The following is a 20,962-nucleotide window of genomic DNA, read 5'->3' as shown; positions in this document are numbered from 1 at the left end:
CGCCGGACCGGTCAGTCCTCAGGCGAACCGGGACTCACGAGCCCCGTCTCGTAGGCGACCACCACCGCCTGGACCCGGTCGCGCAGACCGAGTTTGGCCAGGATCCGGGCGACGTGGGTCTTCACCGTCGCCTCGGACAGGTGCAGCGCGTCCGCGAGTTCGGCGTTGCTCAGGCCGCCGGCCAGCAGGCGCAGGACCTCCGTCTCGCGCCGGGTCAGCGTGGCCAGGTCGCGGTGCACCGCCGCCGTCTGCGGGTCACGGCGGGCGAAGCGCCGCACCAGCCGGCGGGTGATCGCGGGCGCGAGCAGCGCGTCCCCGTCCTGGACCAGGCGTACGGCCGCGACCAGGTGTTCCGGCGTCACGTCCTTGAGCAGGAAGCCGCTCGCCCCGGCGGCGAGCGCGGCGTAGACGTACTGGTCCAGGTCGAACGTGGTGAGGATGATGACCCGCGGCGCCGCGACGGCCCCGGTGAGGATGCGGCGGGTGGCCTCGAGACCGTCGAGCTCGGGCATGCGCACGTCCATGAGCACCACGTCGGGCCTGGTGCGGCGCACCGCGTCCACCGCCTCCGCGCCCGTCGCCGCCTCGGCCACCACGTCCACCCCGCCGGCCGTGAGGATCATGCGGAATCCGGTACGGACCAGCGCCTGGTCGTCGGCGACCACCACTCGTACCGTCATGTCGCCTCCCACGGGATCACGGCCTCGACGTGGTAACCGGCGCCCGGCCGGGCGCCGGCGCGCAACGTCCCACCGTAGACGGCGAGGCGTTCCCGCAGCCCGATCAGGCCGCGCCCGCCCGACACCCCGGTGGCGGCCGGTACGCCGGGCTCGGTGTTGCCGACCTCGATCCGCAGACTCTCCGGCGCGTACTCGACGACGACGGTGCCGGCGGCGCCCGGCGCGTGCCGGACCATGTTGGTCAACGCCTCCTGCACCACCCGGTAGGTCGTCAGCCCGACACCGGAGGTGACCGGCCGGCGCTCGCCCGAGACGGTCAGGCCCACCGGCACGCCGGCGGCACGCATGCGTTCGACCAGTTCGGGCACGTCGTCGATGCCGGGCTGGGGGTCCTCCGGGTCGTCCGGTTCGGACTCGGCCAGCAGGCCCATGACGTGCCGCAGCTCGGTGAGCGCGGACCGGCCGGTCGACTCGACGGCGAGCAGCGCCTCCCGTGCCTGATCCGGTGCGGCGGCGAGCACCGTCCGGGCGGCGCCGGCCTGGATGACCATCACGCTGACGTGATGCGTCACGACGTCGTGCAGTTCGCGGGCGATGCGGGCCCGCTCACCGGCGACCGCGTCGCGCAGCGCCTGCTCGTGGGCGCGGGCCTCGGCGGTGAGCCGCTGCCGGTCCTCGCCCGCCCGTCGCCGCCACACGTGGTGGCCGCCCGCGGCGGCGACCAGCGGAGCCAGCACGACGAACGGAAGACGGTCCGCGGGCACCGTGACCACCATCAGCTCCCGCAGGCCCAGGGCGAGCAGCGCCACCACGGGGACCGACGCCAGCACCGGCAGCCGGTACGGGCTGTGCGCCGCCGCGCTGTAGACGGCGACGAGGCAGGTCAGCACCACGCACGGGAACAGGGCCGGCTGCCGGTCCCCGTCGGTCACCAGGACCAGTGAGGCGGCGGCCGTCGTGGCCCAGAGCACCGCGAGCGGATACCGGCGGCGCAGCACCAGCGGCGCGCACATGACGAAGACCAGCAGCAGCGCCCCGAGCGTCGACCCGGGTGGCGCCGGCTGCACCTCCGGCGGGACCGCCACCGGCGGCAGCGGCAACGGCGGGGGCGGGACGCCGACGTCGTCGGTGGCGGCCTGGAAGCACACCAGCCCGAGCACACCCGCCAGCGCCGCGTCGAGCAGCAGCGCCCGCCAGCCCGGCCTCGGCAGCGGTCCGGTCGCCACGATGCCTCTCACGAGCCACATTCTCGCCGCCGCGCGCCGGCCGGGGCATCGGTCACGGTGTGCACTGCGACTACATCGCAGGGATGACCCCGGACGAAGATCCACCTCCGGCGGTACGGCAGTGCGTCGCCGGACCGATGCCCCGACCTGCGGCCCGCACCTAACGTCACGGCGTCCAATCGACCGGCCCGACCACAAGGGGCGACACATGACCGATCCGGTGATCGACGTACGCGGGGTGACCCGCCGCTACGGTGAGGGGCCGCCCGCACTGCACGACGTGTCGCTGACCGTCCGGCCCGGCGAGTGCGTTGCAGTGCTCGGCCCGTCCGGCAGCGGAAAGTCCACGCTGCTCAACCTGCTCGCCGCGCTGGACCGGCCGGACGCCGGCACGGTGACCGTCGCGGGCACCCGGCTGGAGAAGCTCGGCGAGGCCGCGTCGGCCCGGTTCCGGCGCGCACACGTGGGGCTGGTCTTCCAGTTCTTCAACCTGCTCGACGACCTGACCGTGCTGGACAACGTCCTGCTGCCCGCCCAACTGGCCGGCGCCCCGGCCCGCGCGTCGCGCGCACACGCGGCCTCCCTGCTGGACTCGCTCGGCATCGCCCGGCACGCGCAGGCCTACCCGGGACGCCTCTCCGGCGGTGAGCGCCAGCGCGTCGCCGTCGCCCGCGCCCTGATCAACCGGCCCGCGCTGCTGCTGGCCGACGAGCCGACCGGCGCGCTGGACACCGCCTCCGGGGAGGACGTCCGGCGCCTGCTCGACGAGCTGCACCGCAGCGGCCAGACGATCGTGCTCGTCACCCACGACCTGCGGCTGGCCGAGGCGTCCGCCGGCCGGACGATCCGCCTGCGCGACGGCCGGGTCGAGGTGCGGCGGTGAGCGGGCTCGGCCGGGTCGTCCGGTCCGGCGTACGGCGCCGCCGGGTGCAGACAGTCGTCGTCGGTCTGGTCACCGCGGCCGCCGTGACCGCCACGGTGCTCGGCGGCGGGCTGCTCGTCGCGTCGCAGGCGCCCTTCGACGACGCGTTCGCCGCCCAGCGGGGAGCGCACCTGACCGTGCGGGCGGACTCCGGTGCGGTGACGGAACCGCAGCTCGCCGCGTCGGCCTCGGCGCCGGGCGTGGTTGCCGCCGCCGGCCCGTACCGGGTGCTGGTGGTCGCCTTCACGGAGCGCGGCGGGATGCGGACGCCGCCGCTGACAGTCGTCGCCCGCGCCGATCCCGGCGGCCCGGTCGACCGGATCGAGCTGGCCGGCGGGCGGTGGCCGGCCGGTCCGGACGAGATAGTGCTGAGCGGCGGCGCCGTCCGCGTGCCGCCCGGCTCCCGCCTGGCCACACCCGGCGGCGCCGAGTTCACGGTGGTCGGTACGGCCCGGTCGATCAGCGACACCGCCGGGGCCTGGGTGCTGCCGTCCGCCGTCGGCGTACTCGACGGGCCGGACACGGCGGACGGGTACCAGATGCTCTACCGGTTCACGGACGCACGCACCCCGACGGAGGTCGCGACCGGCCGGGACGCCGTGGTCGCCACGTTGCCCGCCGGCGCGGTCACCGGCGCCCGATCCTGGCTCGACGTACGGCAGCAGGCCGTCGAGGACGCGGCCGTCTTCGTGCCGTTCCTCGTCGCGTTCGCGCTGCTCGGCATCGTGATGGCGCTGCTGGTGGTCGGGACTGTCGTCGCCGGGACGGTCGGTGCCGCCACCCGCCGGATCGGCATCCTCAAGGCGCTCGGCTGCACCCCCGCGGGTGTCGTCCGCGCGTTCGTCGCGCAGACGCTGCTCCCGGCCGCCGTGGGTGCCGTCGCCGGAACGGTCACCGGGAACCTCCTCGCGCTGCCGGTACTGGCCGAGACCGAGGAGGTCTACGGTTCGGCGAACACCACCATCGCCTGGTGGGTGACCGTCCTGGCCACCGGCGGGGTGCTGGCGGTGGTGACGCTGACCGCGTGGGCGGCCGCGCTGAGAGCGGGGCGGCTCCGCACCGTGGACGCCATCGCGGTCGGACGGGCGTCCGGTCCGGCGCGGGGCCGCTGGGCGTCGCGGCTGGCGGCGCGGCTGCCGGTGGCCCGGCCGGTGGGCCTCGGCCTGGCCCGCCCGTTCGCCCGGCCGGCCCGCACGATCGCGATCCTGCTGGCGGTCGCGACCGGCGCGGCGGCGATGACGTTCGCGACCGGGCTCGCCGCGTCGCTGCTGCGCATCCAGACCGCGCTCACCCAGGACGTCGCGGACGTCACGGTGACCGGCGATCCGGACGCCGGACCGGTCGCCGCTCCCACCGCCGATCCGGCCGCGGTGCTGGCGGCGATCGACGCGCAGCCGGGCACCCGCGCCCGGTACGGCCGCACGCAGGCACCGGGCACCGTCGCGGGCATCGCCGATCCGGTCTCCGTCACGACGATCACCGGCGACGCGGCGTGGGACGGCTTCGAGATGGTGTCCGGACGCTGGTTCGCCGCACCCGGCGAGGCCGTCGTCGGTGGACCCCTGCTGACCGCCACCGGAGCGCGGATCGGTGACACCGTCACGGTCCGGATCGAGGGCGCACCGGTACGCCTGCGCATCGTCGGCGAGGTGTTCGAGTCCGTCATGGCGGTGTTCACCGGTACCGCCACGCCCACCGGCCGGAATCCGTCCGAGTACCGCGTCGCGCTCGCCCCGGACACCGACGCCGGCGCCTACGCGCGGGCGCTGACCGGCGCACTCGCCGGCCGGGGCCTCACGGCGCGGCCGAGCGGCGGGGAGACCGACCCGCTCCTGCTGGTCGTGGAGGGGCTGACCGCCACGCTGACCCTGCTGCTGCTCGCGGTGGCCGCGCTGGGCGTGCTCAACATGCTCGTGCTCGACCTGCGCGACCGGGTCCACGATCTCGGTGTGCACAAGGCGCTCGGCATGACGCCGGGCCAGACGATCGCGATGGTGGTCGCCTCGGTCGCCGCCGTCGGTCTGGTCGGCGGGCTGCTCGGCGTACCCGCGGGTGTGGCGATGCACCGGCTCGTCGTTCCGACGATGGCCGCCAGCGGCGGACTGCACCTGCCGGAGGCGCTGCTCGACGTGTACGGGCCGTTTCTCCTGACGGCGCTGGCGCTGGGCGGGCCGCTGACGGCACTGCTCGGAGCGCTGCTGCCGGCCGGGTGGGCGGCCCGGACCCGGACCGCGACGGCCCTGCGGAGCGAGTAGCGCCCCGGCGGTTCCACGGGTGTCGGTGGGGCCGGTTATGGTCCCGGCACACTGCGGGCGATCAAGGAGACGGTGTGCGCAGATTCGAGTTCGTGGGCGGCGGTTCGGCCAAGTTCTGGGAGGTCGGGCAGCGCGACGCGACGGTGACGGTCCGCTATGGATCGATCGGCGCGCAGGGCCGCACCCAGGTCAAGGAACTGGGTTCGCCGGCCGAGGCCGCCGCGCACGCCGACCGGCTGATCGCGGAGAAACTGCGCAAGGGGTACGCCGAGACGACAGTCGCGCCGTCCACGGGGCAGGACGGAGCGCCCGCCGCCGAGCCGGCCGCGCCGAGCCGCGATCCGGAAGCGACCGGCGCCGATCCGGCCGGTAGCGACCCGGCCGGGGCGCAGTCGGCCACGTCGCCTGCCGGCGAGCTGCCGGACGAGGACGCGTTCGAGGTTCCGGCCGGCTGGCGGCGGATGCTGGTCCCGCGCCGGGGTGGCACGCCGGGCACGGCCCTGCCGAGCGCCGCGAAGGGCCGTGCCGCCGGGCGGAAGGTGCTGGACGCGGTGGCCGTCCCGGTGGCCGCCACCGCGCGGGCCACCGACGATCCGGAGCTGGGCCCGGCGCTGCGTGGCTACCTGGACGGCGAGCCCGGTCCGCTGGGCGGGGCCGCGCTGGTGGCGGCAGCGGCGGTGGCGCTCGGCTATCACGCGCGCGACCAGCAGGGGGTGGCCCTCGCCGACCTGCTCGTCGCCGATCTCGGCCCGGTCGGCGCGGCGGTCGCCGCGACCGGGCAGATCACCGTGGCGGCCACCGGGTCGGCGTCCCCGCTTCTGCTGCACCGCACCGAGGCGGAGAAGTCACACAACTACGGCCACTGGCGTCTGCGCCAGTCCGTGCTGCGCCGCGTCCGGGCGCACCTCGCGGCGGCCGGCGACGCCGACTACGCCGCCGCCCGCGCGGCGCTGGTCCCGTACCGGTCCGGGTCGCTGGCGACGCGGGCGGTCACCTCGTTCCTGCTGCCGACCGAGCGGGAGTGGGTGGCCCAGGACGTCGCCGACGTGGCGCGCGACGGGGGCCCGTTCCTCGCCGAGTTGCTGCTCGCCGCGGTCGACGACGTGGACGCGATCCACGCCCTCGCCGGGCACCTGCAGGTCTACCGGCTGATGTACGACCCGGCGCCGATCGTCACCGCCACCACCGCGGTCGGGCCGCCCGTCGCGCCGGTGCTGGCCGGGTGGTTCGACCACGAACACACCGGCGCGGACGGGCGGCAGCGGCTGGTGTCGCTGCTGGCGGCCCTGCCCGGCGACGAGCCGATGACGGCGCTGCTCGACCGGCTGGACCGCAGGTACGTCCCGCCCGCGGTGACGGAGATGCTGCGCCGCTTCCCGGTGCGCGGCGTGCGCCTGCTGTCCGCCGCCGCCGAGGGGCGCAGCCCGGCCGCGCGGGAGGCCGCCACGTTGCTGCGCGCGCACGTGCTGGCCAACCCGGCGGCCGTCGAGGCCGCGCTGCCGGCGCTGGACCCGGCGCAGCGGGAACGGGTCGAGCGGATCCGCGACGACGCGTCCGCGCTGCCGGTCGCCGCGCCGGACCGGCTGCCGCCGGTGCTGGTGACGCCGCCCTGGTCGGTCCGGCGCCCACGAGCCAACCCGCCGGTGGTGGACGGGCTGGAACGGCCCGCCGGGTCCGCCATGGCCTGGCTGCCGGGGGAGCGGGAACGGTGGGCCGCAATCGTGCCCGGCTGGGCCGGTCACTGGCACGGGAACGACCTGGGCGCGCTCGCCACCGAGGTCGCCGCCGGGCGGGCCGGGTCGTACGCGGCGATCCACTTCTTCGTCCGCGCCACCGAGGAGCTGGCCCGGCCGCTGCTGCCGTCCTGGCGGCCCGACGAGTCCTGGGGCGCCGACCGGTGGATGCTGCGCCTCGCCGGCCGGTACGAGCTGGACGCGCTGCCCACCGCGCTGCACCTGGCCCGCAGCGCGCCGAAGAGCGTCGGCGAGGTGCTGCTGCCGTACGCCGACGGTGAGGTCGCCGACCTGATGGCCGACTGGCTCGACCGGCTCAAGACGGTCCGCCCGACTGCCCGGGCCTGGCTGCGGCGGCACCCGGAGTACGCCACGCGGGCGCTGCTGCCGGCCGCCCTGGGCGCGCCCGGACCGCGGCGCCGGGCCGCCGAGCGGGCGTTGCGCCTGGTCGCCGCGGAGCACCGCGAGACGCTCCTGGCCGTGGCCGGGGAGCACGGCGAGGAGACGCTCGCCGCCGCCACGGCGATGCTCGACGCCGACCCGCTGGCCCAGCTCCCGGCCCGGATGCCGAGCCTGCCGGCCTGGCTGGACCCGGCGGTGCTGCCGCAGGTGCTGCTGCGGGACCGCTCAGCGGCGCTGCCCGCCGACGCGGTACGCCACCTCTGCACGATGCTCGCCATCTCCTCGCCCGGCGAGCCGTACCCGGGGGTGGAGATCGTCCGCGCGGCGTGCGACGCCGACTCCCTGGCGGAGTTCGCCTGGGCGCTGTTCGAGAGCTGGCAGAGCGCCGGCGCGCCGTCGAAGGACGGCTGGGCGTTCACCGCGCTGGGCCTGCTCGGCGACGACTCGACCGCGCGGCGGCTCGCGCCGCTGGTTCGGGCCTGGCCCGGCGAGAGCCAGCACAACCGGGCGGTGACCGGCCTGGAGGTGCTGGCGCAGATCGGCACCGACGTGGCGCTGATGCACCTCTACGGCATCTCGCAGAAGGTGAAGTTCCGGGGCCTGCGGGAGCAGGCGGCACGCAAGGTCACCGAGGTCGCCGACGGGCTGGGCCTGACGCCCGAGCAGCTCGGCGACCGGCTGGTGCCCGACCTCGGCCTGGACACCGACGGCAGCCTGGTCCTCGACTACGGGCCGCGCCGGTTCACAGTCGGCTTCGACGAGCAGCTCAAGCCGTACGTGGTGGACGGCACCGGCGCCCGCCGCAAGGATCTGCCCAAGCCCGGCGCCCGGGACGACGCGACGCTGGCGCCCGCCGCGCACAAACGCTTCGCCGGCCTGAAGAAGGACGTGCGTACGCTCGCCGCCGACCAGATCCGCCGCTTCGAGGCGGCCATGGTGACCGGGCGGCGCTGGCCGGCTGCGGACTTCCGCCGCTACTTCCTGTCCCACCCGCTGCTCTGGCACGTCGTCCGCCGACTGGTCTGGGCCACGGTGGACGACGCGGGGACGGTGGGCGCCGCGTTCCGGGTGGCCGAGGACCGCACGCTGGCCGACGTGGACGACGAGACGTACGCGCTGCCCGACGACGCCACCGTCACCATCGCGCACCCGCTGCACCTCGGCGCGGCGGTGCCGGCCTGGGCGGAGGTCTTCGCCGACTACGAGATCCTCCAGCCCTTCCCGCAGCTCGGGCGCGAGGTGCACCGGCTGGACGCGGCCGAGCGCGGTGAGGCGCTGCTGCACCGGCACATGGGCGTCACGGTCCCGGCCGGGCGGCTGCTCAGCCTGGAACGGCGGGGTTGGCGACGCGGCACCCCGCAGGACGCCGGCATCCAGGGCTGGCTGGAACGTGACGTCCCCGGCGGCCGGGCCGTGGTGATCGACCTCGACCCCGGCATCGCGGTCGGCGTGGTGGACATGTTCCCCGACCAGAAGATCGAGGCGATCTGGGTCAACGACGTGCCGCAGGGTGACTGGTTCCAGCGCGGCGGCAAGGTCCGCCTCGGCGACCTGGACGACGTCACCGTCTCCGAGGTGCTGCGCGACCTGGCGGAGGTGACCCGGTGACCGCGCTCGACCCGGACGCCGAGCGGGCCCAGCGGCCTCCGGCCGAGGTCCGGTACGCCGACGAGCTGGCCGCGCTGGCCGCCGACGACGGTGACCCGCGCCCGCCGGGCTGGCGGCTGAGCCTGCGCGCCGCGCGGCGGTTCATCCTCGGTGACCCGGCGGCCGGGATCCGGCGCAAGTTCGTCGGCGACCCGTCCCTGATCGACCGGGCGCTGGTGGCGCTGGCGACCAGCCGCGGGCTGATGCTCGTCGGCGAGCCCGGCACCGCCAAGTCGCTGCTGTCGGAGCTGCTCGCCGCCGCGGTGAGCGGCGACTCCACGCTCACCATCCAGGGCGGCGCGGCCACCACCGAGGACCAGATCCGCTACTCGTGGAACTACGCGCTGCTGGTCGCGGACGGCCCGTCCCCGCGCGCGCTGGTGCCGGCGCCGCTGCTGCGCGGCATGGCCGAGGGGCGGGTGGTCCGGTTCGAGGAGATCACCCGCTGCCCGCTGGAGGTGCAGGACTGCCTGCTCTCCCCGCTGTCGGACCGCGTGCTCGCCATCCCGGAGCTGCCGGGCGCCGACGCCATGGTGTTCGCGCGTGAGGGGTTCAACGTGATCGCCACCGCGAACACCCGGGACCGCGGCGTCAACGAGATGAGCGCCGCGCTCAAGCGGCGGTTCAACTTCGAGACCGTCTTCCCGATCCCCGACCTCGGCACCGAGCTGGAACTGGTCGAGGCGGAGGCGGGCGAGTTGCTGCGCCGTTCCGGCGTGACCACGCCGCCCCGGCGCGACCTGCTGGAGGTGCTGGTCACCACGTTCCGGGAGTTGCGGACCGGGGTCACCGAACGCGGCGACGCGATGGAGCGGCTGTCGGCGGTGATGAGCACCGCGGAGGCGGTCTCGGTGGCGCACGCGGTCGGGCTGCGGGGCTGGTTCCTGCGCGGCGAACCCGGCGACGCCGCCGACCTGGTCGCCTGCCTGGCCGGCACCGCCGCGAAGGACGACGCGGAGGACCTGGCCCGGCTGCGGCGCTACCTGGAACAGCAGGTGTCCCGCCGCTCCGGCGCGCAGTGGCGGGCGGTGCACGACGCCCGGCACCTGCTGCCCGGGTGAGCGCCACCGGGGCGCCCGGCGGCGTCACGTTCCTCGGCGTCCGGCACCACAGTCCGGCCTGCGCCCGGCTGGTGGCGGCCACCGTGGCCCGGCTGCGTCCGGCGTACGTGCTGGTGGAGGGGCCGGCGGACCTGAACGGGCGGATGGACGAGCTGCTGCTCGGCCACGAGCTGCCGATCGCCGTGTTCACCGCGCACCGCGACGGCACGCGGCGGCACGCCTCCTGGAGCCCGTTCTGCGCGTACTCGCCGGAGTGGGTGGCGTTGACCGCCGGCCGGGAGGCGGGTGCGCAGCTGCGCTTCATCGACCTGCCCGCGTGGCATCCCGCGCTGGCCGACCGCGCCAACCGGTACGCCGACGCCGACCAGCGGTACGCCGAGGCGGTACGCCGGCTCTGCGCCACGCTGGCAGTGGACAACGTGGACGCGCTCTGGGACCACCTGTTCGAGATCGGCCCGGACGACGGGCTGGCCGAGCGCCTCGACACGTACTTCGACGTGCTGCGCGGCGAGTCGGCGGCGGGGGATGACGACACCGCCCGCGAGGCGTACATGGCCCGCTGGGTCCGCGCCGCTCGGCGCCGCGCCGCCGGCCGTCCGGTGCTGGTGGTGACCGGCGGCTTCCACCGTCCCGCCCTGGTCCGGCTGACCGCCGACGGTGACGGGGCGGACGACGACTGGCCGGAGGTCCCCACTCCCGCACCGGACGCGGTGGCGGGCAGCTACCTCGTGCCGTACTCGTTCCGGCGCCTCGACGCGTTCGTCGGCTACCAGTCCGGCATGCCCTCCCCGGCGTACTACCAGCGGGTCTGGGAGGACGGTCCGCGCCGGGCCGCGGAGGCGCTCACCGAGGCGGTGGCGGCCCGGCTGCGGGCCCGGCGGCAGCCCGTCTCCACCGCCGACCTGATCGCCGCCCGGAGCATGGCCGGCGGCCTGGCCCGGCTGCGCGGCCACGCCCACCCGGGCCGGGTCGACGTGCTCGACGGGCTGGTGTCCGCGCTGGTCACCGACGCGCTCGACCAGCCGCTGCCGTGGGCGACCCGGGGCACCCTGGCACCCGGCGCGCATCCGGTGGTGGTGGAGATGGTCGCCGCGCTCAGCGGCGACCGGGTGGGCCGCCTGCACCCGGACACGCCGCTGCCGCCGCTCGTGCACGACGTCGACGCCGAACTGGAACGGCACCGCATCGACGGGCGCGCACCGGTCGAGCTGGACCTGACCGACGCGGACGACCTGGCCCGCAGCCGCCTGCTGCACCGGCTGCGGCTGCTCGACGTACCCGGCCATGCCCGCGAGAGCGGCCCGCGGGTGGGTGCGGACGCGCTGCTCACCGAACGCTGGTCGCCCGCGCCGTCGGCGGACCGGCTGGCCCGGGTGATCGAAGCCGGCGGGTACGGCCCGACCGTCCTGGACGCGGTCACCGCCCGGATCGAGGAGCGGGTGACGCTGCTCGGCGCGGACGTGGACGCGCTCGCCACGACGCTGTTCGACACCGCGCTGGCCGGGCTGCCCGAGCACTCCACCCGCACGCTCACCGCGATCGCCCGCGCCGCGGGCGGGGTCACCGACCTGCGGGCGCTGGGCCGGGCGCTGGCCGTGGCACTGGCCCTGTGGCGGCACGACCGGCTCCTCGGCAGCGCCGGAACGGCCCCGCTGGGCGCGCTGATCACCGCCGCCGTACGCCGGGCGCTCTGGCTCGTCGAGGGCGTGCGCGCGGTGGCCGCGCCGGCCGACCCGGGGCGGCTCACCGCGCTCGTCGCGGTCCGGGACGCGGTCCGCCACGCCGGTCCGGCGCTGGGGCTCGACCGGGACGGCGCGCTGGCAGTGGCCGGGCGGGTGGCGGGCGACGCGGCGGCCCCGCCGGACCTGCGCGGCGCGGCGCTGGGCCTGGCCTGGTCGCTGGGCGACGTGCCGGACGCCGCCCGCGCCGTCCGGGCCGTGGCCGCGCCGGACACGCTCGGCGACTGGCTGGGCGGGCTGTTCGCGCTGGCCCGGGAGGAGGTGGTCAGCGGCGACGCGGCGTTGCTGACGGTGGTGGACGAACTACTCGCCTCGATGGGCGCGCACGACTTCCTGGTGGCGCTGCCGGCGCTGCGGCAGGCGTTCGGCTGGTTCCCGCCCCGGGAACGGGCCGAGGTGGCCCGGCACGTGCAGGCGCTGCACGGCGGCGACGCGCCGCCCGGTGACCTGCTGCGGCTGGACGCCGACCCGCTGCTGGTGGCCGCCGCCCGCGCGGTGGAGGAACGGGTCGACGCGGTGCTGACCCGGGAAGGGCTGTGGGAGGGGGACGGGACGTGAGCGACCCGATGCGGGAACGCTGGCGGCTGGTGCTCGGCGACGCCGCGCAGGACAGCCTGGGCGGCCTGTCGGCCGAGGCGGCCGGCCGGGACGCCGCGCTGGACTGGCTCTACGGCCGCGACGCCGAACTGGGCCGCCGCGACGTGCGGCGCGGCGGGTCCGGCCCGTCCGCCTTGACCACTGTGGACTGGCTGGACGGGATCACCCGGCTGTTCCCGAAGGAGACGGTGCAGCGGCTGGAACGCGACGCGGTCGAGCGGTATGGCATCCACGAGGTCGTGACCGACCCGGCGGTGCTGGCCCGGGTCGAACCGAACCCGGCGCTGCTGCGCGCGGTGCTGCGCACCAAACACCTGATGGACCCGGAGGTGCTGCGGCTGGCCCGCAGGCTGGTCGAGGCGGTGGTGCGGCAACTGGTCGAGCGGCTGGCCGCCGACGTCCGGCAGTCGTTCTCCGGGCCCCGGGCGCGCCGCCCGAGCCGGTTCCGGCAGGCCCGCAACTTCGACGTCCGGCGCACCATCCGGGCGAACCTGGCGCACTGGCGGCCGGACGAGCGCCGGCTGCACGTACGGCAGCCGCACTTCTTCTCCCGGACCCGCCGCCACCTGGACCGCTGGCAGGTGATCCTGCTGGTGGACCAGTCCGGTTCGATGCTCGGCTCGGTGATCCACGCCGCGGTGACCGCCGCCTGCCTGTGGGGGCTGCCCGGCGTACGGACCCACCTGGTCGCCTTCGACACCGAGGTCGTCGACCTGACCTCCGACGTGGACGACCCGGTCGAGCTGCTGATGAAGGTGCAGCTCGGCGGTGGCACCGACATCGCCCGCGCGGTCGCGTACGGCGCGCAGCTCGTGGAGAACCCTCGCCGCGCGATCGTCGCGTTGGTGTCCGACTTCTACGAGGGCGGCGACGCCGGGCGACTCGTCCGGTCGGTGAAGCAACTCGTGGAGCAGGGCACGCACGTGCTGGCCCTGGCCGCGCTGGACGAGGAGGCCGACCCGGCGTACGACCGGGCCACCGCGCAGCGGCTGGCCGACGTGGGCGCCGCGGTCGGCGCGATGACGCCGGGCGAGCTGGCGGCGTTCGTGGCCGAGCACGTCGGCCGGTAGGGAGACGAGGCATGACCCGCGCCGACCTGATCGCGCTCACCCCGGACGTGCTCGCCGCGCTGAGCAACAGGGGCCTGGTGAAACGTGCCACGAAGGAGGTCGACGCGGGTGAGCGGCCCACGCTCATCGAGGACACCGACGGCGCGGTGCGCGCGGCGTACCCGGACGGGGTGACTGTCACGCTCCCGCCCGGCGGCGGTGGCCTGGCGGCGGCCTGCTGCTCCTGCCCCGCGCCGGGCGTGTGCCGGCACCTGCTCGCCGTCGTGCTGACCTACCAGCGCACGCACGCCGCCACCACGCCGAGCCACGCGGCCGCACCGGACCGACCCGCGGCGCGGGACCGGCAGGCCGCGCCGGACCACGCCGCCGGGTCGGGCCACGACGCCGAGCCGGGCCACGACGCCGCGCCGGGCCGGGACGCCGAGCCGCGCCCGGACGCCGAGCCGGGCCGGGACGACGCCGGGGCCGGTGGTGAGCCGTGGCGGTGGTCGCCGGGCGACGTCACCGACGAGGACCTGGCCGCCGCGATCGGCGCCCCGGCGCTCACCGTCGCGCGACGACGGCTGCGCCGCGGCTACACCGCCGTGGTCCACCGGCCGGACGCCGCCGACCCGGTCCCGCGCGTGGAGCTGCCCACCGGCACGGTCCGCTTCCTGGTGCCCCGCCAGATCGGGTACGCGCGCGGCGACGCGGCCGACGACGGCGGCGAGGCGATCGCGCTCGCGGTGTGGGCGTGCCGGGCGGCCGACCGGGAACACCCGGACCGTCCCGAGGCACAGGTACGCGTCGGCGGTGCGGCCACCGTGACGGACCATCCGGCGCTGGACGCGGCGGTGGCGCTGGCCGCCGACGTGCTGCTGACCGGGGCCGCGCACCTGGGCTCCGGGGTGGACGCCCGGCTGGCGGCGGCCCGGCGGGACCTCGACGCGGCCGGTCTGCGCTGGCCGCTGCTGGCGGTGGACGACCTGGTCGGGCAACTGGAGGCGTACGCGGCGCGCGGCGCCCGCTACCGGCCGGAGACATTCGCCGACCTGCTCGCCGAGCTGCCCGCCCGGCGGCGCGCGGTCGTCAACGGCGGCGCCACCCCACCGGAGCGGGTACTCGGCACCCACGAGCCGGCGGAGACGCCGCTGCGGCGGGTGCGCCTGACCGGCCTCGGCGCCCGGGTCCGGTGCAGCGGCGGGGAGGTGGGCGTGGACGTGGTGCTCGCCCACCCGGCGGCCGTCTCGGTGCTGGTGCTGCGCCGCGCCTACCCCGTCACCGACGACGGCACGCCCACGGGGCACGAACTGGCCGGGCGGCGGGTCACCGGCACCACGCTCGGCGCGCTCGCCACCGGCAACGTGGTCTCCGAGTCGGCGGTGCGCAGCGCCGCGCACCGGCTCCGGTTCGCCGCCGGCCGGCTGGCTCGCACCACGGTCACCCCCGGCGCCGGAGAGTGGTCCGGGCTGCCGCCCGGCCTGCTCGCCCACGACCCGGACGCGCTCGCCGCCGAGCTGGCCGGGCGGCCACCCCGGCTGCTGCGCCCCCGCACCGCCGCCGAGTCGGTGCGGGTCCTGGCGCTCGGCGAGGTGCGCGCCATCGGGTACGCGGCCGGTGAGCAGCGCCTCGACGCCACAGTGACCGGGGCCGACGGGGGCACCGCTACCGTCACCGCGACCCACCACGCCGCCGCACCGGGCGCACTCGACGCGCTCGCGGCGGCGCTGGATGGCACGCACGGGCCGCCGCGCTACGTCAGCGGGACGGTCCGCCGTGGCGCCGACGGACTCGTCGTCGAGCCGCTGGCGGTGGTCGCCGACGCGGTGGTCGTACCCGATCTGGCACCCGGTGCGGGCGACGGGCGGCTGGCCGGCGCGGTCGACGTCCGGCCCGACCCGGTCGCGGCCGCGCTGGGTACGGCGTCGGCGCTGCTCGCCCAGGCCGCGCACACCGGCCTGCGGCACCTGGCGGCCGGCTTCCCCGAGCGGCTGCGCACGACGGCGGCCGGTCTCGCCGGAGTCGGACTGGAGCGCTGCGGCGCGGCCCTGTCCGGCCTGGCCGGGACGCTCGGCGCCGACCCGGGCGAACCGGCGGTTCGGGCCTGGGTCGACGCCTGGATCCGGCTGTCGGTGACGGCGGAGTCCCGGTGAGCCGGTCCCCACGGCCGGGAAGGATCGCTACGGTGTGACGGTGGCGACCACGGCGGCGCAGGAGATCCAGGTGGGGGAGCGGCTGGTCCGCGTCTCCAGCCCCGACAAGCCCTACTTCCCGGAGCGCGGGCTGACCAAGCTGGACGTGGTCCGCTACTTCCTGTCCGTCGGCGACGGCATCCTGCGCGCGCTGCGGGACCGGCCGACCATGCTGGAACGCTGGCCGCGCGGCGTGTTCGAGGGCGCCAAGGTCGCCACCCGGCAGACCAACAAGGGCGACGCGTTCTACCAGAAGCGGCTTCCGGCCGGCGCGCCCGACTGGGTGCGCACCGCGCACATCACGTTCCCCAGTGGCCGTACCGCCGACGAGGTGGCCCCGAGTGAGCTGGCGGTGGTGATCTGGGCGGCCAACCTGGGCACGCTGCGTTTCCACCCGTGGCCGGTGTCCAAGGACGACGTGGAACGCCCCGACCAGCTGCGCATCGACCTCGACCCGATGCCGGGCGTGGACTTCGCGCAGGTGGTGCCGGTGGCGCACGAGGTACGCGCGTTCCTGACGGAGCTGGGCCTGGAGGGCTTCCCGAAGACCACCGGCGGGCGCGGCATCCACGTCTACGTCTCCATCGAGCCGCGCTGGAGCTTCGGCGAGTGCCGGCGGGCGGTGCTCGCGCTGGGCCTGGAGATGCAGCGCCGCCTGCCCGACCTGGTCACCACCACCTGGTGGCGCGACCAGCGGGACCGGCCGGTCTTCGTCGACTACAACCAGATGGCCCGCGACCACACGATGACCTCGGCGTACTCGATCCGGCCGACGCCCGCGGCGCTGGTCTCGGCGCCGCTGGACTGGTCCGAGCTGGACGACGCCCGCCCGGAGGACTTCGACGTGCTCAGCATGCCCGCCCGGTTCGCCGAGCGGGGAGACCCGCATGCCGGGCTGGACGGGCGGCGGTACTCGCTGGAAGCGCTGCTGGAGCGGGCCGACGCCGAAGGGCTGGAGTCGCCGCCGGAACGCTGAGGCGGTCAGTCCCAGGGGCTCTGCGTGCCGTCGAACTCCTCGAACACCAGCCAGGTACGTGTGGACAGCACGCCGGCGATGCTCTGCACCCGGTCCAGCACCACGTCCCGCAGCGTCGCGTTGTCCGGCGCCCGGACCAGGGCGAGGACGTCGTGCTCGCCGCTGAGCAGCGCCGCGTGCTCGATGTAGCGCACCCGGGCCAGCTCCGCGGAGACCTCCCGCCAGGTGTTCTGCTCGATGGTGAGCGCGATGTACGCCGACGTGCCCAGCCCGGCCGGCTCCGGCGCGACCCGCGCGGTGAACCCGGTCAGCACGCCGTCGCGCAGCAGCCGCTCCACCCGGGCGTACGCGTTGGTGCGGGAGACGTGCACCCGTTCGGCGAGCGTACGGATCGACGTCCGGGCGTCGCGGACCAGCTCACGCAGGATCCGCCGGTCCACCTCGTCGAGCGGCCCGGCCGAACGTCCCGTTCCGCCCGCCGCGCCCGGTGTGGTGCCGGTCTCCTGGCTCACCTCAGCCGCCCTCCCGTGCCATTCGTCCCGCGTTCATCCCGCATGTTGAGTCAATCATCCACGACCGGGAGCATAGGGCCACCACACGTCCAGGAGGTCCCCGCCGTGACGACCACACCCCAGGCGGTCCGCAGGGCATCCCCGCGCACCCGCCGGAAGACCACCCCGGCCGCACCCGACCCGTCGGCCGGCTTCATGCCGCAGCGGGAACCGGTCCGGCTGCTCGAACCCGACGGGACCCCGCTGCCGGCCCGCGACGACTACCCGGAGCCGCCGGTCGAGACGCTGCGCGAGATGTACCGTCGCATGGTCGTCGGCCGCCGCTTCGACGTCCAGGCCACCGCGCTCACCAAGCAGGGCCGCCTCGCCGTCTACCCGTCCGCCCGTGGCCAGGAGGCGTGCCAGATCGGCGGCGTCCTCGCGCTGCGCGACACCGACTGGGTGTTCCCCACCTACCGCGAGTCGATGGCGCTGACCGCGCGCGGCCTCGACCCGGTCGAGGTGCTCACGCTGCTGCGCGGCGACTGGCACTGCGGGTACGACCCGGCCGTCACCCGCACCGCGCCGCAGTGCACCCCGCTCGCCACCCAGTGCGTGCACGCCGCCGGGCTGGCCTACGGCGAGTCGTACCAGGGCCGCGACACGGTGGCCCTGGCGTTCATCGGCGACGGCGCCACCAGCGAGGGCGACTTCCACGAGGGCATCAACTTCGCCGCCGTGTTCAAGGCGCCTGTCGTCTACCTGGTGCAGAACAACAAGTACGCGATCAGCGTGCCGCTGTCCCGGCAGACCGCCGCGCCGAGCCTCGCCTACAAGGGCGTCGGCTACGGCGTACCCAGCGAGCAGGTCGACGGCAACGACCCGGTGGCCGTCCTCGCGGTGCTGGAGCGCGCCGTGGCGCACGCCCGCGCCGGCAAGGGCCCCTACCTGATCGAGGCACACACCTACCGGATGGAGCCGCACACCAACGCCGACGACCAGACCCGCTACCGCGACGCCGACGAGGTGGAGGCGTGGCGTGACCGCGACCCGATCGCCCGGCTCGAGGCGTACCTGCGGGCCAAGGACGTGCTCGACGACGACGCCGTCGCGGCGATCGCCGCGGAGGCCGAGGAGTACGCCGCGGCGCTGCGCCGCCGAATGGACTCCCAGCCGACTGTGGACCCGCTGAGCCTGTTCGACCACGTGTACGCCGAGCCGACGCCGCAACTCGTCGAGCAGCGCGAGATGGTCCGGGCCGAGCTGGCCGCCGACGCGGAGGGGGACGCCTGATGGCCACCATGACCATGGCGAAGGCACTCAACGCCGCGCTCGCCGACGCGATGCTCGACGACGACCGGGTGCTCGTCTTCGGTGAGGACGTCGGCCAGCTCGGCGGCGTCTTCCGGATCACCGACGGGCTGCAGGCCCGCTTCGGCGACAAGCGCTGCTTCGACACCCCCCTCGCCGAGGCCGGCATCGTCGGGTTCGCCGTCGGCCTGGCCATGTCCGGGCTGCGGCCGGTGGTCGAGATGCAGTTCGACGCGTTCGCGTACCCGGCGTTCGAGCAGATCGCCTCGCACGTGGCGAAGCTGCGCAACCGCACCCGCGGCGCACTCAGCGTGCCGATCGTCATCCGCGTGCCGTACGCCGGCGGCATCGGCGGTGTGGAGCACCACTGCGACTCGTCCGAGGCGTACTACGCGCACACCCCCGGCCTGAAGGTGGTCACCCCGGCCACTGTGGACGACGCGTACTCGCTGCTGCGCGCCGCCATCGACGACCCCGACCCGGTCGTGTTCCTGGAGCCCAAGAAGCTCTACTTCACCAGCGCCGAGGCCGAGCTGCCGGCCCGCACCGCGCCGATCGGCACCGCCGTGGTGCGCCGCCCCGGCACCGACGCCACCCTGATCGCGTACGGCCCGGCGGTGCCGGTCGCACTGGCCGCCGCCGAGGCCGCCCGCGAGGAGGGCTGGGACCTGGAGGTCGTCGACGTACGCAGCATCGTGCCGTTCGACGACGCCACCGTCACCGCCTCGGTCCGCCGTACCGGCCGGTGCGTGGTGATCCAGGAGGCGCAGGGCTTCGCCGGTGTCGGCGCGGAGATCGCCGCCCGGGTGCAGGAGCGCTGCTTCCACGCCCTGCACGCCCCGGTGCTGCGGGTGTCCGGGCTGGACATCCCGTACCCGGCGCCGATGCTGGAGCACACCCACCTGCCCTCGGTCGACCGGGTGCTGGACACCGTGGCCCGGTTGCAGTGGGATGACCAGCCCGACACGCGGTGGGTGGCGGCATGACCGAACGCACCGAGCGGAGCGAGGGCCGTGTGGGCATGCCCGGTCAGCGCGGCATGACCGAACGCACCGAGCGGAGCGAGGGCCGTGAGGCCATGCCCGGCCGGCACGGCATGACAGCGGCGATCGGAACCCGCGACTTCCTCCTGCCCGACCTCGGGGAAGGGCTGAGCGAGGCGGAGATCGTCGAGTGGCGGGTCGCCGTCGGCGACGTGGTCACCGTGGACCAGACAGTGGTCGAGGTGGAGACCGCCAAGGCCGTGGTCGACGTGCCGTGCCCGTACGCCGGACGGGTCGTGGCCCTGCACGGCGCGGCCGGTGAGGTCCGCCCGGTGGGTCAGCCGCTGATCACCATCGCCCCGCTCGACGACGCCCCCGACCCGCACGCCACCTACCGCGAGGAGGAGCGGGCCGGTTCCGGCAACGTCCTGATCGGCTACGGCACCGGGCACGGCGGCTCCGGCCGGCGGCGGCGCCGTCCGCGGCTGGCGCTGGCCCCCGAACCCGGCGCGCCGAACGCGGCGGGCCTCGCGTCCAGCCCTGCCCCCGAGCCCGGCGCGCCGAACGCGGCGGGCCGCGTGCCCGGTCCGGCGTCCGCGTCCGGCTCTCCGGCCCCGGCGGCCTCTCCGGCCCCGGCGAGTCCGGGTCCAGCCGGTTCGCCGGCCCTGGGCGGCGTCCGGTCGGCGGACCGCACGGCCGAGCCGGCACCGACCGGCGGACCGGCGGCGCCGCTGGTCATCTCGCCGATCGTGCGGCGGCTCGCGAAGGAGCACGGCATCGACCTGGCGTCGCTGCGCGGCACCGGGCCGGGCGGCGTGATCCGCCGTGCGGACCTGGACGCGGCAGTGGCCGCCCCCGCCCCGGCGGCCCGGCTCGCCGCGGTGCCGGACGCCCCGGTCGCGCACGTCGGGCTCGCCCCGGCCGGCGACGGTGACACGGTCATCCCGCTCACCGGCATCCGCAAGGTCATCGCCGACAAGCTCTCCCGCAGCCGGCGGGAGATCCCCGAGGTGACCATCTGGGTCGACGTGGACGCCACCGGCCTGCTGGAGACGCGCGCCGCGATCAACGCGGCCACCCCTGACGCGCCGGTGAGCATCCTGGCGCTGCTGGCCCGGATCTGCCTCAGCGGCCTGCGGAGGTACCCGCAGCTCAACGCGCACGTCGACACCGAGGGACAGCGGATCGTGCAGTCCGCGGGCGTGCACCTGGGCATCGCCGCGCAGACCGACCGGGGCCTGGTCGTGCCCGTCGTACGCGACGCGCAGCGGCTCACCACCCGGGAACTGGCCGCCGCGCTCGCCGAGACCACGGCGGCCGCCCGGGCCGGGACGCTGCCACCGGCGCGGCTGACCGGCGGGACGTTCACGCTCAACAACTACGGCGTGTTCGGCGTGGACGGCTCCACGCCGATCATCAACCACCCGGAGGCGGCGCTGCTCGGAGTCGGCCGGATCGTCGACAAGCCGTGGGTGGTGGACGGGCAGCTAGCCGTTCGCAAGGTGACCCAGATCAGTCTCACGTTCGACCACCGGGTCTGCGACGGTGGCGTGGCCGGCGGCTTCCTGCGCCACGTCGCCGACTGCGTCGAGCAGCCCGCCCTGCTGGTAGCCAACGTCTGACCAACCTCCTCCGGCCCCGGCCCTCACCAAGAGGGCCGGGGCCGGAGGAGGTTGGTCAGACGTTGGCTACCAGCAG

General features: G+C 76.0%; 14 protein-coding genes. 11 read left to right on the top strand and 3 right to left on the bottom strand.

Going from position 1 to position 20,962, the window contains the following annotated elements; translation table 11 throughout:
* Window positions 1–11: 11 nt before the first annotated feature.
* Window positions 12–680: a response regulator transcription factor gene (locus tag EAD96_RS21805; RefSeq protein WP_120569655.1), complete on the bottom strand. Its 669-nt coding sequence runs from the start codon at window positions 678–680 to the stop codon at window positions 12–14.
* Window positions 677–1,927 (bottom strand): sensor histidine kinase, encoded by a 1,251-nt coding sequence (locus EAD96_RS21800; protein WP_121685609.1) that lies wholly within the window; start codon window positions 1,925–1,927, stop codon window positions 677–679. Before EAD96_RS21800 ends, EAD96_RS21805 begins: the two co-directional genes overlap by 4 nt.
* A gap of 187 nt (window positions 1,928–2,114) precedes the next feature.
* Here EAD96_RS21800 and EAD96_RS21795 point away from each other — a divergent pair, with 187 nt between their 5' ends.
* From EAD96_RS21795 to EAD96_RS21760, 8 genes are all read left to right on the top strand, one after another.
* A complete protein-coding gene (locus EAD96_RS21795; protein ID WP_121685608.1) occupies window positions 2,115–2,789 on the top strand; it encodes an ABC transporter ATP-binding protein in 675 nt (224 codons plus the stop codon).
* On the top strand, window positions 2,786–5,083 hold the full coding sequence (locus tag EAD96_RS21790) for an FtsX-like permease family protein (protein WP_121685607.1): 2,298 nt from the start codon (window positions 2,786–2,788) through the stop codon (window positions 5,081–5,083). Before EAD96_RS21795 ends, EAD96_RS21790 begins: the two co-directional genes overlap by 4 nt.
* 74 nt (window positions 5,084–5,157) lie before the next feature.
* The gene (locus tag EAD96_RS21785; RefSeq protein ID WP_121685606.1) at window positions 5,158–8,826 is read left to right on the top strand and encodes a DUF4132 domain-containing protein; all 3,669 of its coding nucleotides are present in this window, start codon (window positions 5,158–5,160) and stop codon (window positions 8,824–8,826) included.
* Window positions 8,823–9,926, top strand: a complete 1,104-nt coding sequence (locus EAD96_RS21780; RefSeq protein ID WP_121685605.1) for an AAA family ATPase — start codon at window positions 8,823–8,825, stop codon at window positions 9,924–9,926. Before EAD96_RS21785 ends, EAD96_RS21780 begins: the two co-directional genes overlap by 4 nt.
* A complete protein-coding gene (locus EAD96_RS21775; protein ID WP_121685604.1) occupies window positions 9,923–12,223 on the top strand; it encodes a DUF5682 family protein in 2,301 nt (766 codons plus the stop codon). The genes EAD96_RS21780 and EAD96_RS21775 overlap by 4 nt, the downstream gene beginning before the upstream one ends.
* Entirely contained in the window at window positions 12,220–13,332 is a 1,113-nt protein-coding gene (locus EAD96_RS21770) for a VWA domain-containing protein (RefSeq protein ID WP_120569662.1), read from the top strand. Before EAD96_RS21775 ends, EAD96_RS21770 begins: the two co-directional genes overlap by 4 nt.
* An 11-nt stretch (window positions 13,333–13,343) precedes the next feature.
* Complete coding sequence (locus EAD96_RS21765) at window positions 13,344–15,464, top strand: SWIM zinc finger family protein (RefSeq protein ID WP_121685603.1); 2,121 nt, start codon at window positions 13,344–13,346, stop codon at window positions 15,462–15,464.
* A gap of 34 nt (window positions 15,465–15,498) precedes the next feature.
* Window positions 15,499–16,479 carry a DNA polymerase domain-containing protein gene (locus EAD96_RS21760; protein WP_121685602.1) on the top strand — a complete coding sequence of 327 codons (981 nt, stop codon included), beginning with the start codon at window positions 15,499–15,501 and terminating at the stop codon, window positions 16,477–16,479.
* A gap of 5 nt (window positions 16,480–16,484) precedes the next feature.
* Here EAD96_RS21760 and EAD96_RS21755 read toward each other — a convergent pair whose 3' ends face one another.
* Window positions 16,485–16,991, bottom strand: a complete 507-nt coding sequence (locus tag EAD96_RS21755) for an Lrp/AsnC family transcriptional regulator (protein WP_030499924.1) — start codon at window positions 16,989–16,991, stop codon at window positions 16,485–16,487.
* Between the two features lie 72 nt (window positions 16,992–17,063).
* On the opposite strand from EAD96_RS21755, the gene pdhA reads away from it, so the two are divergent.
* From pdhA to EAD96_RS21740, 3 genes are all read left to right on the top strand, one after another.
* Window positions 17,064–18,263, top strand: a complete 1,200-nt coding sequence (gene pdhA, locus EAD96_RS21750) for a pyruvate dehydrogenase (acetyl-transferring) E1 component subunit alpha (RefSeq protein ID WP_199733256.1) — start codon at window positions 17,064–17,066, stop codon at window positions 18,261–18,263.
* A complete protein-coding gene (locus tag EAD96_RS21745) occupies window positions 18,263–19,267 on the top strand; it encodes an alpha-ketoacid dehydrogenase subunit beta (protein WP_091417870.1) in 1,005 nt (334 codons plus the stop codon). The genes pdhA and EAD96_RS21745 overlap by 1 nt, the downstream gene beginning before the upstream one ends.
* A gap of 110 nt (window positions 19,268–19,377) precedes the next feature.
* The gene (locus tag EAD96_RS21740) at window positions 19,378–20,886 is read left to right on the top strand and encodes a dihydrolipoamide acetyltransferase family protein (RefSeq protein WP_121685614.1); all 1,509 of its coding nucleotides are present in this window, start codon (window positions 19,378–19,380) and stop codon (window positions 20,884–20,886) included.
* Window positions 20,887–20,962 lie beyond the last annotated feature (76 nt).

The sequence above is a fragment of the Micromonospora sp. BL1 genome (assembly GCF_003667485.1).
GTDB classification, from domain to species: domain Bacteria; phylum Actinomycetota; class Actinomycetes; order Mycobacteriales; family Micromonosporaceae; genus Micromonospora; species Micromonospora tulbaghiae.
The sequence above is the reverse complement of the archived record's forward strand: the minus strand, read 5'-3'. Positions and strand labels throughout refer to the sequence as shown.

Bases quoted from the DNA above. Each gene is read 5' to 3' on its own strand.
- EAD96_RS21795 (WP_121685608.1), top strand. From the start codon at position 2,115: ATGACCGATCCGGTGATCGACGTACGCGGGGTGACCCGCCGCTACGGT.
- EAD96_RS21740 (WP_121685614.1), top strand. From the start codon at position 19,378: ATGACAGCGGCGATCGGAACCCGCGACTTCCTCCTGCCCGACCTCGGG.
- EAD96_RS21805 (WP_120569655.1), bottom strand. From the start codon at position 680: ATGACGGTACGAGTGGTGGTCGCCGACGACCAGGCGCTGGTCCGTACC.
- EAD96_RS21765 (WP_121685603.1), top strand. From the start codon at position 13,344: ATGACCCGCGCCGACCTGATCGCGCTCACCCCGGACGTGCTCGCCGCG.
- EAD96_RS21800 (WP_121685609.1), bottom strand. From the start codon at position 1,927: ATGTGGCTCGTGAGAGGCATCGTGGCGACCGGACCGCTGCCGAGGCCG.
- EAD96_RS21745 (WP_091417870.1), top strand. From the start codon at position 18,263: ATGGCCACCATGACCATGGCGAAGGCACTCAACGCCGCGCTCGCCGAC.